The organism is Brachybacterium sp. J144, assembly GCF_036321705.1.
Classification (GTDB): domain Bacteria; phylum Actinomycetota; class Actinomycetes; order Actinomycetales; family Dermabacteraceae; genus Brachybacterium.
Genome location: NZ_JAZDCG010000001.1, coordinates 1 through 12939, shown reverse-complemented (window position 1 = coordinate 12939; position 12939 = coordinate 1). Strand labels below are relative to the sequence as shown.

At 72.7% G+C, this 12939-nt stretch carries 12 protein-coding genes; 1 reads left to right on the top strand and 11 read right to left on the bottom strand.

Going from position 1 to position 12939, the window contains the following annotated elements; translation table 11 throughout:
- Positions 1–8: 8 nt before the first annotated feature.
- Positions 9–1793 carry a proline--tRNA ligase gene (locus V1260_RS00060; protein ID WP_329744746.1) on the bottom strand — a complete coding sequence of 595 codons (1785 nt, stop codon included), beginning with the start codon at positions 1791–1793 and terminating at the stop codon, positions 9–11.
- A 109-nt stretch (positions 1794–1902) separates the two neighbouring features.
- Between V1260_RS00060 and V1260_RS00055 the strand changes: the two genes are divergently transcribed.
- Positions 1903–3306, top strand: a complete 1404-nt coding sequence (locus V1260_RS00055) for a hypothetical protein (protein ID WP_329744745.1) — start codon at positions 1903–1905, stop codon at positions 3304–3306.
- A 9-nt stretch (positions 3307–3315) separates the two neighbouring features.
- Here V1260_RS00055 and V1260_RS00050 read toward each other — a convergent pair whose 3' ends face one another.
- The 10 genes from V1260_RS00050 to pyrH form a co-directional block, all read right to left on the bottom strand.
- Positions 3316–4170 carry a GNAT family N-acetyltransferase gene (locus V1260_RS00050; protein ID WP_329744744.1) on the bottom strand — a complete coding sequence of 285 codons (855 nt, stop codon included), beginning with the start codon at positions 4168–4170 and terminating at the stop codon, positions 3316–3318.
- A gap of 8 nt (positions 4171–4178) precedes the next feature.
- On the bottom strand, positions 4179–5336 hold the full coding sequence (gene ispG, locus V1260_RS00045; protein ID WP_329744743.1) for a flavodoxin-dependent (E)-4-hydroxy-3-methylbut-2-enyl-diphosphate synthase: 1158 nt from the start codon (positions 5334–5336) through the stop codon (positions 4179–4181).
- A 134-nt stretch (positions 5337–5470) separates the two neighbouring features.
- Positions 5471–6811 carry a M50 family metallopeptidase gene (locus tag V1260_RS00040; protein WP_329744742.1) on the bottom strand — a complete coding sequence of 447 codons (1341 nt, stop codon included), beginning with the start codon at positions 6809–6811 and terminating at the stop codon, positions 5471–5473.
- A 2-nt stretch (positions 6812–6813) separates the two neighbouring features.
- On the bottom strand, positions 6814–8019 hold the full coding sequence (gene dxr, locus V1260_RS00035; RefSeq protein ID WP_329744741.1) for a 1-deoxy-D-xylulose-5-phosphate reductoisomerase: 1206 nt from the start codon (positions 8017–8019) through the stop codon (positions 6814–6816).
- The gene (locus V1260_RS00030) at positions 8016–8564 is read right to left on the bottom strand and encodes a DivIVA domain-containing protein (RefSeq protein ID WP_329744740.1); all 549 of its coding nucleotides are present in this window, start codon (positions 8562–8564) and stop codon (positions 8016–8018) included. Before V1260_RS00030 ends, dxr begins: the two co-directional genes overlap by 4 nt.
- Positions 8565–8650: 86 nt before the next feature.
- A complete protein-coding gene (locus V1260_RS00025; RefSeq protein ID WP_329744739.1) occupies positions 8651–9088 on the bottom strand; it encodes a DivIVA domain-containing protein in 438 nt (145 codons plus the stop codon).
- Positions 9089–9154: 66 nt separating this feature from the next.
- On the bottom strand, positions 9155–10435 hold the full coding sequence (gene rlmN / locus V1260_RS00020) for a 23S rRNA (adenine(2503)-C(2))-methyltransferase RlmN (RefSeq protein WP_329744738.1): 1281 nt from the start codon (positions 10433–10435) through the stop codon (positions 9155–9157).
- On the bottom strand, positions 10432–11316 hold the full coding sequence (locus V1260_RS00015; RefSeq protein ID WP_329744737.1) for a phosphatidate cytidylyltransferase: 885 nt from the start codon (positions 11314–11316) through the stop codon (positions 10432–10434). Before V1260_RS00015 ends, rlmN begins: the two co-directional genes overlap by 4 nt.
- A gap of 175 nt (positions 11317–11491) precedes the next feature.
- Positions 11492–12013 carry a ribosome recycling factor gene (gene frr, locus V1260_RS00010; RefSeq protein WP_329745080.1) on the bottom strand — a complete coding sequence of 174 codons (522 nt, stop codon included), beginning with the start codon at positions 12011–12013 and terminating at the stop codon, positions 11492–11494.
- Between the two features lie 121 nt (positions 12014–12134).
- The gene (gene pyrH / locus V1260_RS00005) at positions 12135–12890 is read right to left on the bottom strand and encodes a UMP kinase (RefSeq protein WP_329744736.1); all 756 of its coding nucleotides are present in this window, start codon (positions 12888–12890) and stop codon (positions 12135–12137) included.
- Positions 12891–12939 lie beyond the last annotated feature (49 nt).

The following is a 12939-nucleotide window of genomic DNA, read 5'->3' as shown; positions in this document are numbered from 1 at the left end:
CGCCGAGCTCAGGCCCCGCGGACGGCCGCGAGGACCTGGTCGACGGCCTCGCCGACGGGGACGACCTGCTGCTCGCCGCTCGCACGGTCGCGGACCTCGACCACACCGTCGGCCAGACCGCGGCCGATCACCACGGCGGTGGGGACGCCGAGCAGCTCGGCGTCCTTGAACTTCACGCCCGGGGAGACCTTGGGCCGGTCGTCGTAGAGCACCTCGAGCCCGCGGGCCTCGAGCTCGGCGGCGATCCGCTCGGCTTCCTCGAAGACAGCCGCTTCCTTGCCGGTGGCGAGGACGTGTACGTCCGCCGGGGCGACCTGGCGCGGCCAGGCGAGGCCCTTCTCATCGTGGTTCAGCTCGGCGATGGCGGCGACCGCGCGGGTCACGCCGATCCCGTACGAGCCCATCGTGACGACGACGGCCTTCCCGTTCTCGTCGAGCACTTTGAGGTCGAGGGCCTCCGCATACTTGCGGCCCAGCTGGAAGATGTGCCCCATCTCCATGCCGCGGGTGAGGCGCATCGGACCGGAGCCGTCGGGTGCCGGATCGCCGTCGCGCACCTCGGCGGCCTCGATCGTGCCGTCGGCCGTGAAGTCGCGGCCGTAGACGAGGTCGTACACATGCTTGCCGGCCTCCCCGGCGCCCGCGACCCACGAGGAGCCGGGAACCACGCGCGGATCCACGAGATAGCGGATCCCGGACTCCGACTCGGAGCCCAGACCGGCCGGCCCGATGTAGCCCTTGGTGAGCACCGGGTGCTGGGCGAAGTCCGCCTCGGTGAACGGGGCGGCGACCGCGGGGGCGAGGGCGGCCTCGAGCCGCTTCTCGTCGACCTCCCGGTCGCCGGGCAACGCGATGACCAGTGGCTCGGTGGAGCCGTCCGGGTTGGTGAGCAGGTAGACGAGGTGCTTGAGCATCTCGTAGCGGGTCCACGTGCCGTCCTCCGTGACGGGACCCTGCCCGGGGAACGCCTCGTTGGAGAAGTCGGTGAGCGCGGCGATGGTGCTCGCACCCGGGGTCTCCTCGACGTGCATCGCGGGCAGCGCGGCGATGGCGGCCGGATCGAGCGCCGCGGGCGGCAGCGTCGTGACCGCCTCGACGTTCGCGGCGTAGCCGCCGTCGGAGACCACGAAGGTGTCCTCGCCGACGGCCGTGGGGTGGAGGAACTCCTCGGAGCGGGAGCCGCCCATTGCACCGGCGTCGGCCTGGCAGATCACCACCGGCAGACCGAGCCGCTCGAAGGTGCGCTGGTAGGCGCCCCGCTGCTTCTCGTAGGAGACGTCGAGCCCGGCGTCGTCGACGTCGAAGGAGTAGGCGTCCTTCATGATGAACTCGCGGGTGCGCAGCAGGCCCGCACGGGGCCGCGCCTCGTCGCGGAACTTGGTCTGGATCTGGTACAGCATCGCCGGCAGGTCCTTGTACGAGGAGTACAGGTCCTTCACGGTGAGGGTGAAGATCTCCTCGTGGGTGGGGGCGAGGAGGTAGTCGTCGCGCCGACGGTCCTGGAGCCGGAACAGGGTCGGGCCGTACTCCTCCCAGCGGCCGGTCGCCTCGTAGGACTCGCGCGGCTGCAGCGCGGAGAACAGCATCTCCTGCGCGCCGATGCGGTCCTGCTCCTCGCGGACGATCTGCTCGACCTTCCGCAGCACCTTCAGTCCCAGCGGCAGCCAGGTGTACACGCCGGCGGCGCTGCGGCGGATGTATCCCGCGCGCACCAGCAGGCGGTGGCTCGCGACCTCGGCGTCGGCCGGGTCCTCCCGCAGAGTGCGGACGAACGACGACGACAGACGGATCATGGGCAGCGGCCTTTCACGACAAGGGATGCGCGCCGGAGCCGGCGATGGCCGGCGCGGCCCCCATCGTACTGGCCGCTCCGGATGCTCGGGCCCCACGTACGCTGAGGCGATGCAGGGCGCCGACCGGGATCCGGGAGCGGGAGGGGACACCTCCCGCCGACGTGTGCTGCACGGGACGGGCGCCCTCGCCGCCCTCGCCGCGCTCGGGGGCGGCGGGTACGCGCTCGGGAGCGCGCTCGGCCTCCCCCACGATCCCCGCACCGTGGTGCCGCTGTCCTCGGCGACGGTCGCGCTCGCCGCCGACGGCACGAGGGTCCCGGTGGGCGGGCAGGCCGGTGCCGCGGCGCTCCACCCGGGGACCCGGCTGCTCGCGGACGTCCCCGCCGGCTCCGCTCCGGCGCGGCGCGCGGAGGAGTTCCTGGCCGGGGCCGCCGCCTGGCGCGACCGGATCACGGGCGCCTCCGATCCAACGGGGTCGACGGACCTCTCCGCGCCGTCCCGATCGGCCCCGAAGATCTCGGCCCCTGAGCTCGCCGACTCCGCGCTGTGGGACCTGTGGATCCTCTCGGACGGGCTGGTCGCTCCCGTGGCGGGCTGGACGTCCAAGTGGCGGTACATCTGGCCGCGGGACACCGCCTTCTCCGCCGTCGCCCTGGCCCGTGTCGGCCATCTCGACCGGGCCCTCGACGCCCTCGAGCACCTGCAGCGGATCCAGCCGGCCACCGGATGGTACGAGGCGCGCTACGTGCCCGGCACCGATCGGGCGCCCGATGACCGACCGCCCCAGTTCGACGGCACCGGTCTGGTGCTGTGGGCGGTATCCGAGGTGGTCGAGGTGGCCGGAGAGCGACGCGGCGAAGTGCTGGACCGGCTCGCGCGGCTGGTGACCACCTCCGCCGCCCTGCTGCTCGAGGAGACCGCGGACGGGCGGCGGCCCCCGCCCGTGAGCCCCGACTACTGGGAGGTGCGCGAGCGCCGGGTGACCGCGGGCATCCTGGCCGCGACCCTCGCCGGGCTGCGCGCCGCGGCGACACTCACCCAAGAGGACCGGGTCGTCCACGGCGCCGAGGCCTTCGCGGCGCTGACGCGCGAGGACGTGGCGGTGCGCGGGGTGCGCCGCTACCGGCGCGGCGGCGGCGCGGACTCCGGGGCCGCCTTCCTCGACGCGACCGGGCACCACGACCTGCTGCAGAGCACGGACCTGCTGGGCCTGCGCGGCGCGCTCGCCCGACCGGCCGGCGGCATCGCCCCGGGGGCGTCCTGGAAGCAGGACGGGATCAGCTGGACCCCCTCGACCAGCCTGCTGGCCCTCGCGCTCGCCCGGCGCGGGGAGCACGAGGCCGCCGGCGAGATCCTGGACTGGCTCGCCGCGCATCGCACCGAGGCCGGCTCGCTCCCGGAGAAGGTGCTCTTCGACGGCCGGCCCGCCGCCCTCGCCCCGCTCGCATGGACCGCCGCGAACGTGCTGCTGGCCTGCGACGCCCAGGCAGGGACGGGATCCGACGCCGCCTGAGCCGGCACCTCAGAACAGCAGCGTGGTCAGCTCGCCGATCTGCCGGAAGCCCGCGGCGGCATAGGCCCGCCGCGCCGGCTCGTTGAAGTCGTTGACGTAGAGCGAGACCTGGGAGGCGTGGTCCCGGCGGACCTGGCGCACGAGATCGGTCATCGCGGCGCGCGCGAGTCCGCGGCCGCGGTGCTCGGGTCGCACCCACACGCCGTGGATCTGCGCGACGGGTCCGAAGAGCGCGCCGACGTCGGCCTTGAAGAGCACCAGCCCGTCCTGCATGACCACGTAGGTGCGGCCCTGTCGGATCAGCTCGGTGACCCGCGCCCGATAGGAGCGCCCGCCGTCGCCGGAGAGCGGATCGATGCCCACCTCCTCGCGGAACATCGCGACCGCGGCGGGGAACACCGCACCCTCCTCCCCCGGCAGGGCCGGGCGCAGCAGCCCCGCACCCGGCAGCGCCGGGAGCTCCCCCGCGTCGGCCGCGAGCAGCAGCGGCTGGCTCCAGCGGTGCTGGCGCACCTCGTCGCCCCAAGCCGGGGCGAGCTCGTGCCACAGGGCCTCGACCGCCCGGCGCTCCCCCACCACGCTGCTCGCCCGCCGGGCACGACCCACCATGTGGCGGCCGAGCTCGGCGAGCGCCGCGGCGTCCCCGCCGAGCGGGGAGAGGTTCACGCCATGCCACAGCAGGGCGCTCGGGGCGGCGTCCTCACCGATCACCGAGAACTCGTGGGCGACCGACGCGCTGCGGCTGAGCTCCCGCAGGCGCGCGCCGCCGAGCGCATTCACCGCGGGGTCGCGGAGGGCGAGGGCGAGCGCCGCCTCGGCGCCGCCGGGGCGGAGCGGACGGACGCGTGCCCCGCGCCGGAACATCCGGTCTCTCAGCTCACGGAGACGGACGGGGCACCGGACTCGCTGTCCTCGCCCATCTCGGCGGCGATGCGGTTGGCCTCGGCGAGCAGGGTCTGGACGATCTCGGCCTCGGGGACGGTCTTGATGACCTCGCCCTTGACGAAGATCTGGCCCTTCCCGTTGCCGGAGGCGACGCCGAGATCGGCCTCGCGCGCCTCGCCCGGGCCGTTGACGACGCACCCCATCACGGCCACGCGCAGCGGCACCTCGAGGTGCTTGAGCCCCTCGGTGACCTTCTCCGCGAGGGTGTAGACGTCCACCTGGGCGCGACCGCAAGACGGGCACGAGACGATGTCGAGCTTGCGCGGCTTGAGGTTCAGGGACTGCAGGATCTGGTTGCCGACCTTGACCTCCTCCACGGGCGGGGCGGAGAGGGACACACGGATGGTGTCGCCGATGCCCTCGCCGAGCAGGATGCCGAAGGCGACGGAGGACTTGATCGTGCCCTGGAAGGCCGGGCCCGCCTCGGTGACCCCGAGGTGCAGCGGCCAGTCGCCCTCCGCGGAGAGCTGACGGTAGGCCTCGACCATGATGATCGGGTCGTTGTGCTTCACCGAGATGCCGAAGTCGTGGAAGTCGTGCTCCTCGAAGAGGGACGCCTCCCACTTCGCCGAGGCGACGAGGGCCTCGGGGGTCACCCGGTCGCCCTTCATCATGCGCGGGTCGATGCTGCCCGCGTTCACCCCGATGCGCAGGGCGGTGCCGTGGTCCTTCGCGGCCTTCGCGATGTCCTTGATCTGGTCGTCGAAGCGACGGATGTTGCCGGGGTTCACGCGCACCCCCGCGCAGCCCGCCTCGATCGCGGCGAAGACGTACTTGGGCTGGAAGTGGATGTCGGCGATGACCGGGATCGGGGACTTCGCGGCGATCGCGACGAGGGCGTCGGCGTCCTCCTGGCGGGGGCAGGCGACGCGCACGATGTCGCAGCCGGCGGCGGTCAGCTCCGCAATCTGCTGCAGGGTCGCGTTGATGTCGTGGGTGGGCGTGGTGGTCATCGACTGCACCGTGATCGGTGCGTCGCCGCCCACGTACAGGTCGCCCAGCTTCACCTTGCGGGTCTTCCGCCGGGGGGCGAGGACCGGGGGCGGGGTCTTGACGGAGGGGATGCCGAGGCTCACGGAAGTCACCAACCCATTATCGCCCCGCGCCCGCGGACATGGGGGCGAGGTGCGACACCTCCACGGCACCTCCCGATTACGGGCACCGGCGGGACGCGCTCGGAAGCAGGGCGCGCCGGCCGGGCGCGGCAGCGGGGCGGGCGTCAGAACAGGGTGATGGGTTTGACGATGTCCGCGTACAGCAGCAGGACGGTCATGAGCAGGAACACGATCGCGACCGCGTTGGTCAGCGGCAGCATCCGGGACATGTCCACGGGGCCGGGATCGGGGCGGCCGCGCAGCCGGGCGATCAGCCGTCGGACCCCCTCGATCAGCGCGCCGAGCACGTGCCCGCCGTCGAGCGGCAGCAGCGGGACGAGGTTGAACACGAACAGCGCCATGTTGAGCGAGGCGAGCATCGAGACCAGGGTCGCGGTCTTCTCCTTCAGCTCGAAGCCGGGCTCGTCGGCCGCGGCGACCTCGCCCGCGAGGCGCGAGACCCCGACCACACCGAGGGGGCCCTCGGGGTCGCGCTCGGCGCTGCCGAAGGCGGCCTGGGCCACCTCGTACAGCCGCACGGGCAGGGTGAGGATCAGCCGGCCGGTCTGGGTGAAGGCGCTCCAGGCCATGGCCGGCACCTCGGTGGGCGACTGCGGCACGAGGTCGGGCGTCCCGGAGACGCCGAGGAAGCCGACCTCCTCGGTGAGCAGCGTGCCGTCCGCGGCGTACACCACCGACCCCTCCGCGTCGAGCACCGGGCGGGCGTCGACGATGGGGGTGGCCTGCAGGGTGAGGGGCTGCCCGTCGCGCTCGACAACGACGTCGACAGTGCGGTCCCCCGACCCGCGGATGGCCTCGGTGACGTCGGCCCAGGTGTCGATCTGGTGCCCGTCGATCACCTGCAGCGTGTCCCCGGGCTGGATCCCGGCGGCCAGGGCCGGCGCCTCGGGTCGCCCCTCGCAGGAGACATCGGCCGGGGCGTCGGCGGGGACCACGCACTCGGAGACGGTCTGCACCGTCGGGGTGACGGCCGGCAGACCGATCCCGCTGACCAGCACCAGCATCAGCACGAGCGAGATGAGCAGGTTCATGGTGGGCCCGCCGAGCATGACCACGAGCTTCTTCGGCACGGACAGCGCGACGAAGGTGCGGTGGGCGTCCTCGGGTCCGTACAGGGAGGACTCGTACTCCTTCGCCTCCCGGGACATGCTGGACAGCTGCTGGACGAGGCCGGTGGAGTCCTCCCGGACCGTCCCCTCGGGATCGCCGCGGTGCGGCGGGAACATGCCGATCATGCGGATGTAACCGCCGAGCGGGAAGGCCTTGAGGCCGTACTCGGTCTCGCCCCGGGTGCGGGAGAGGATCGTCGGCCCGAAGCCGATCATGTACTGGGTCACCCGCACGCCGAACAGTTTCGCGGGCACCAGGTGGCCCACCTCGTGCAGCGCGATGGACAGCGCGAGACCGAGCGCGATGATCAGCACCCCGAGGGCGAACAGCAGCATGGTCAGCCCTCCCGGGACCGGATGATCGCGTGGGCTGCGGTGCGGGCCCACGCCTCGGCCTCGAGCAGGGCGGGCACGCCGCCGGCGAGGGTCGCCCGCGGCCGACGGGGGTCCTCGAGGACCGCGGCCAGCAGCTCGGTGATGCCGAGGAAGGACAGGCGGCCCGCGAGGAAGGCGTCGACCGCCTCCTCGTTCGCGGCGTTGAGCACGGCCATCGCACCCTCCCCGGCGCGGTGCGCCGCGCGGGCGAGCTGGATCGCGCCGAAGGTGTCCTCGTCGACGGGCTCGAAGGTCCACGACTGCGCCGTGGTGAAGTCGAGGGGGCGGGCGAGGCCGGGGAGCTTCTCGGGATGGGCGAGGGCCCAGCCGATCGCGTGGCGCATGTCCGGGGGGCTGGCCTGGGCGATGGTCGAGCCGTCCACGAGGGTCGCCATGGAGTGGACGATCGACTGCGGGTGGACCACCACGCGCACCCGGTCCTCCGGCAGGTCGAAGAGGAAGCAGGCCTCGATCACCTCGAGCGCCTTGTTGACCAGGGTCGCCGAGTTCGTGGTGATCACGGGGCCCATCGCCCAGGTGGGGTGCGCAAGGGCCTGCTCGGGGGTGACGTCGGCGAGCTCGGCGCGGGTGCGGCCGCGGAAGGGGCCGCCGGAGGCGGTGACCACGAGGTGGTCGACCTGGTCCGGTCGCACCCCGGCGAGGGCCTGGGCGATCGCGGTGTGCTCGGAGTCGACCGGGAGGATCTGTCCGGGGGCTGCGGCACCGGTGACGAGCGCCCCGCCGACGACGAGGGACTCCTTGTTCGCGAGCGCGAGACGGGCCCCGGAGGCGAGGGCCGCGAGGGTGGGCTTGAGACCGACGGATCCGGTGATCGCGTTCAGCACCGCGTCACCGGGGCCCAGGGAGCCGGCGAGGCGCTCGACCTCGGCGGCGCCGTCGGAGAACGCCGGCGCCGCGATCCTCTCCGCGGCGCAGGCCGCGGTCACGGCCCGTTCGACGTCCTCGGCGCGCTCGGGGTTCGAGATCACGAGCTGCTCGGGGCGATGGGCGAGGACCTGCTCGGCGACGAGCGCGGGGCGGGAACCGCCCGCGGCGAGGCCGTGCACCCGGGCGAGACCCGGGTAGCGGGTGAGGACCTCGAGGGTCTGGGTGCCGATGGACCCCGTGGATCCCAGCAGGACGAGGCGGCGGCCCCCCGCGTCGGTCACGGGACGGAGGCCATCACGTCCGCGACGTGGTCGAGGTAGACGTCGACCACGGCCTCACGGTACCCCTCGGGGCCGCGGCGACGGCGGAAGGCCGCGCGGCGGACATCGTCCACGCTCATCGGCAGGCCGTCGGTGAAGTAAGCGACGAGCTGATCGCAGAGGGCGTCGACGTCGGCCTTGTCGTAGGCGGGCTCCCCCTGGGCGGCCGGGGAGAAACGATCCCCCGCGGGACGCTCGAGCCGCTCGCGCAGCACCTCGGCGCGACGGGTCAGCTGGGCCACCCACGCCTCCTCGCCCTGCTCGGCGATCGCATCGTCGCGGGCCTGCAGCGCGAAGGCGTCGGACAGGCGGTCGAGGGCCTCGTCGACCACGCGCATGTCGTAGCCGCCGCGCTCGGTGCCGAAGCTCGCCGAGGTGATGTCGGCCCCGCCGAAGGAGGCGTCGCGCCCCTCGTAGGCGGTGCGGGCGCGCGCCAGGAACTCGTCGACCTCGCGCATGTCATAGCCGACGCTGAGACGCGAGACGCGCTCGAACGAATTGCTCACCAGTGGATCCTTCCTCGGTGCTGTCGGTGACCCACTGTAGCGGCGGGTGCCGGATGGTTCTGGGAGGCGCGGGGACGCGGGGCGGCTCAGCGATCGCGGCCCAGGAGGCGGTGGAGGAGGCCGGGCCGCCTCCCGGACGCGTCCCCGCCGAGCAGCCGCCCGGTCGCCGGATCGCGATCCTGCGCGGGCGGAGTCGTGCGCGGCGCGACGGGCCGGTCCGCGCGGACGCCGGCGGGGCCGCGGCCGGGGTCGCCTCCCGGCAGCGGCTCCGGCTCCTCGCCCCGCTCGAGCGCGGCGAAGCGCGGCGTGAGCTCCTCGTCGAGGAACACGTCCACCTGGTTCATGTCGTAGGCCTCGCGGAAGCGCGTGGTCGTGAACCGGTGGTGGACGACCGAGCGGGCGGTGACGGAGCCGTCGCGGGTCGCGAGGGCGCGCTCGCAGAGGTCGAGGAATTCGTCGACCTCCTGCTGGTCGTACCCCTCGCCGAAGCGGGTGGTCTCGAAGCGGACGTCCAGGGCGATCATCTCCTCGGGTGGGGGGCGCCGGGGGCTCCCGGACGTCGCGGCTCGGCGGTTCGGCGGCTCAGCAGCTCAGTCGTCCGCGGACGGGGCGGCGGCCGCGGCGACCGCCTCGACCCGAGCCACGCGCGCCTCGCGGTCGGCACGGTGGGCGTCGGACTCGATGACCTCCGCGGCGAGCTGCCCGCAGGCGCCGTCGATGTCGCTGCCGCGCGTGTCGCGGATGGTCGCGGAGATCCCGTTGTCCCGCAGGATCTCGACGAAGCGCTTCTCGTCCCGCGGGTCCGAGGCGGTCCACTTCGAGCCCTTCACCGGGTTCAGCGGGATCGGGTTCACGTGCACCCAGTGGGCGCCGCCCTTGGAGATCAGCCGGTCCGCGAGCAGCTGGGCGCGATGCGCCTGGTCGTTGATGTCGCGGATCAGGGCGTACTCGATGCTCACCCGTCGACCCGTGGCCTCGAAGTACTCCCAGGCCGCGTCGAGGATCTCGTCCACGTCGAAGCGGGTGTTGATGGGGACCAGCTCGTCGCGCAGCGCATCGTCGGGGGCGTGGAGGGAGACGGCGAGGGTCACCGGGATCTCCTCCTTGATCAGCTTGCGCACGGCCGGGGCCAGGCCCACGGTGGAGACGGTGATGTGGCGGGCGCCCATCCCGAAGCCCTCGGGCGCCGGGGCGTTCAGCCGCTTGCAGGTCGTCGCGACGGGGCGGTAGTTAGCCAGCGGCTCCCCCATCCCCATGAACACGATGTTCGAGACCCGGCCCGGGCCTCCGGGCAGCTCCCCGCGGGAGAGCATGCGGTTCGCGATCCGCACCTGCTCGAGGATCTCGGCGGTGGAGAGGTTGCGGGTCAGCCCCATCTGGCCCGTCGCGCAGAAGGGGCAGTTCATGCCGCAGCCGGCCTCGGAGGAGATGCACAGCGTGACGCGGTCGCTGTAGCGCATCAGCACGGACTCGACCATCGAGCCGTCGTAGAGCTTCCAGAGGAACTTCTGGGTCGCGCCGTGATCGGCGGACTGGCGCGAGACGACCGTGAGCAGCTCGGGGAAGAAGCGGTCCACGAGCTCCTGCCGACGGTCCTTGGGGAGGTCGGTGAGGTCCTCCGGATCCGTGGTGAAGTGCTCGAAGTAGTGGGTCGAGAGCTGCTTGGCGCGGAATCCGGGCAGCCCCATCTCCTCGACGGCGGCGATGCGCTCGGCGAGTGTGAGGTCCGCGAGGTGGGCGGGGGCCTTGCCGCGGCGGGTGGGGCGCAGCTGCAGCTGGCCCGGGGCGAGCGCGACCTTCTGGCCGGGCACCGCCTCCCGCGAGAGGTCGGGCAGGTCGCCGGTCGGATCGGGCGTGGGGCGGGTGCTCATGGCAGCAGGACCTCCAGCAGGATGTAGGTGGTGGGAGCGGCCAGCAGGATGGAGTCCACCCGGTCCAGCACACCGCCGTGGCCGGGCAGCAGATGCCCCATGTCCTTGATGCCGAGGTCGCGCTTGAGCAGCGACTCGGCGAGATCACCGGCGGTGGAGACGACGACGAGCACGACTCCGAGGGCGATCGCGACCCACAGCGGCAGGTCGAGCACGAGGTGGCCGAGGGCCGCGACCCCGGTCGTCCCCAGCAGCAGGGAGCCGGCGAAGCCCTCCCAGCTCTTCTTGGGGCTGATCGACGGGGCCATCGGGTGGGAGCCGAAGAGGACGCCGGTGATGTAGCCGCCCACGTCGTTGCCGACCGGGCCGAGGACGGCGAGCAGCACCAGCAGCGCCCCGTCCTCCCGGCCGTGCAACAGCAGTGTGAAACTGCCCAGGAAGGCGATCCAGACGAGGCAGAAGACTCCCCCGGCCACGTCCCGCAGAGCGCTGAGGCCCATCGACTCGGTGACCCGCCAGAGGATCAGCACGCAGACCGCGACGGCGGTCGAGACCAGCAGGCCCTCCTGGTCGAAGACGACCGTGGAGACGGTCATCCCGACCACGCCCACCAGCAGCGGCACGGCCGGCACCCGCAGACCCCCGTGCCCCAGGGCGCGGGTCAGCTCGAGCACCGCGAGCACCATGATCACGCCCACCAGGACCGGGAAGGCCGGCGGGAACAGGAACAGGGCACCGAGCAGCACGCCCGCCAGAGCCAGTCCCACGGCGATCGCGGCCGGGAGGTTGCGGCCCGGTCCGCGGCGCTTCGCGTGCACCGGCTCCGTGGTCACCGGCCCGGTCTCCGCCGGCCCGTCGGCCGACGGGCTCGCGTCGACCACGCCGCCGGCCGCCTCGACCACAGACGGGGCGGGTGGGCGCGGAAGGGGGGGCGGAGCGATTTTCAATCTCCATCTCGCCCCTCCCTCCACTACCCACACCCCCTCCGCCATCCTGGCCGAGGTCGGGGCGGCCGGGCGCGGCGGGGGTGCCGGGTCGATGCTCACGGGAGAGGGCTCAGATGGTCTCGAGCTCGGTCTCCTTGGCGCCGAGCGCCTCGTCGACCTGCTCGATGTACTTCTTGGTGAGCGCCTCGAGCTCCTTCTCGGCCCGGGTGCCCTCGTCCTCGCCGATCTCCTTGTCCTTGACCAGCTTCTCGATCGCCTTCTTGGCGTTGCCGCGGGAGCCGCGCACGGAGACGCGGCCGTCCTCGGCCTTGTTCTTGGCGAGCTTGACGTACTCCTTACGGCGCTCCTCGGTGAGCGCGGGGAGGACGACGCGCAGCGTGTCACCGTTGTTCGTGGGGTTCACGCCCAGGTCCGACTCGCGCAGGGCGGTCTCGACCGCCGCCATCGCGGACTTGTCGTAGGGGGTGACGATGATGGTGCGCGCCTCGGGGAACTGCAGCGAGGCGAGCTGGTTCAGCGGGGTCGCCGCCCCGTAGTACTCGACCATGATGCCCTGGAACATCGCGGCGTTCGCCCGACCGGTGCGGATCGCGCTGAACTCCTCCTTGGTGGCCTCGACGGCCTTGGACATCTTGCCCTCGGCGTCCTTCAGGATGGTGGCGGTGTCGCTCACGGGATGCTCCTCGGTGTTCTTCTGGATGGTGCGTGCGTCCATTGTCCCGCACGGGTGGGCCGCGGGACGGAGGACCGGGTCAGTCGGCGGTGACGACGGTGCCGATGCGGTCGCCGCGCATGGCGCGGGTGATGTTGCCCGGGGCATCCAGGCCGAAGACCATCATCTGCTGGGCGTTGTCCATGCAGAGGCTGAAGGCGGTCGAGTCCACGACCTTGAGGCCCTGCTGCAGCGCCTCGTTGTAGGTGACGTGCTCGAGCTTCTTCGCCTCGGGGTTCTTGCGGGGATCGGAGTCGTAGACGCCGTCGACGCCGTTCTTCGCCATCAGCACCTCCTCGCAGCCGATCTCCAGCGCACGCTGCACGGCGACGGTGTCGGTGGAGAAGTAGGGCATGCCAGCGCCGGCGCCGAAGATGACCACGCGGCCCTTCTCGAGGTGGCGGACGGCCCGCAGCGGGATGTACGGCTCGGCGACCTGGCCCATCTCGATGGCGGTCTGCACGCGGGTGGTGACGCCGCGCTGCTCGAGGAAGTCCTGCAGGGCGAGACAGTTCATGACGGTGCCGAGCATGCCCATGTAGTCGGCGCGGCGGCGGTCCATGCCGCGCTGGGAGAGTTCGGCGCCGCGGAAGAAGTTGCCGCCGCCGACGACGATCGCGCATTCGATCCCCTGGGCCACCCCCTCGGCGATCTCGCCCGCGATGCGGGAGACGACATCGGGGTCGACGCCGACGGCGCCTCCGCCGAAGGCCTCGCCGGAGAGCTTGAGGAGGACGCGGCGTCCGTCCTGCTTCCGGGGGAGAACGGGTATCGGTGACGTGATCGTCTGGGTCATGTCGATCCTTCCGCGCGGGGTCCTCGGCGATGATACCGGCGCGGGGGGG